Origin of the sequence: Paraburkholderia sp. UYCP14C (assembly GCF_004197395.1) — a bacterium.
Taxonomy (GTDB): domain Bacteria; phylum Pseudomonadota; class Gammaproteobacteria; order Burkholderiales; family Burkholderiaceae; genus Paraburkholderia.
This window is the reverse complement of sequence record NZ_SELS01000287.1, coordinates 1-910: the sequence shown is the minus strand read 5'-3', so window position 1 is coordinate 910 and position 910 is coordinate 1. Positions and strand designations below refer to the sequence as shown.

The 910-nt window shown below is 56.6% G+C and carries 2 protein-coding genes; one reads left to right on the top strand and one right to left on the bottom strand.

All coding sequences use genetic code 11. The features are described 5' to 3' along the window. A partial coding sequence (locus tag EVC45_RS44870; RefSeq protein ID WP_248295485.1) for a transposase occupies positions 1-309 on the top strand: 309 nt, incomplete at its 5' end. 295 nt (positions 310-604) lie between these two features. Here EVC45_RS44870 and EVC45_RS46060 read toward each other — a convergent pair. After that, positions 605-910 (bottom strand): hypothetical protein (locus tag EVC45_RS46060; RefSeq protein WP_168991688.1); only part of this gene is annotated, 306 nt, incomplete at its 5' end.

The window sequence follows — 910 nt, the reverse complement described above, 5'->3', positions numbered from 1 at the left end:
CAGGGCTCAACCGTCAGTCTGGATGGCGTCTACGACTGCCGCGAAAACCGCCGTGCGATCTTCAACCGCGGCATGAGGCCCAACATTCCCGAGAACCCGCGTGGGCGCAAGGCACCGAAGCGCGGTCGCAGACGGCATTTCGACGCGGCCATCTTCGCGGAGCGCTTCAGCACCATCGAGCGCGTGTTCGCCTGGGAGGACACCTTCCGCCGCCTGCTGCTGCGCTTCGAACGCATCAGTGCCGTGCACTACGCGCTCAAGACGCTCGCCTACACGATGATCAACCTGAGGCACTACTGCCGCAGCTGATCGCGGCCCTCAGGGCGGCCTGTCGCTACTTCGCCGGCGCATTGCGCCATGGCCGCGCGCGTCGTTACCATGTCGATCACTTCGCAAATCACACTTCCGCTTCGCGTTGCCTGTCTTGCCAACTCATGCATTTCATGAAACATATGCATTACTGATCAAATGCAACTTCAGTCTGCTTGAAACCCGCAATCAGTTGGATGTTTGAGCGACAACTGTTGCAAGGTCTTCTTCTCCGGCTCGGTCAGTTCAACGGCACATTTCATCGGCAGACAGGTCATCAGAATCACATTGCCTGTCAGGCCCCATATTTTGAAATTCGTTTACTCGTCGCACTTAACCCCCTGGAGAGACTTTCATTTTTAAAATCTTCAATAAATTTGCTATCTTGCTGATTGGATGCCTTTTCCTCATCCTTGCCTGGGGCATGGAAAGTCCGGCGAATCCCCCCAGCTTGTTGCCCTAGCAGGCTGTTGAAAAGCGCCTCGTCATGAGGACCGAAGCGATGATCAGGAGTGTTTCGCGTCCAATTTCCAGCTGAAATCCGGATGCGCCGATCAGTTTGCGCAGGCAACGCGCCTGAGCGGGGTTGCCAGGCCTCGCA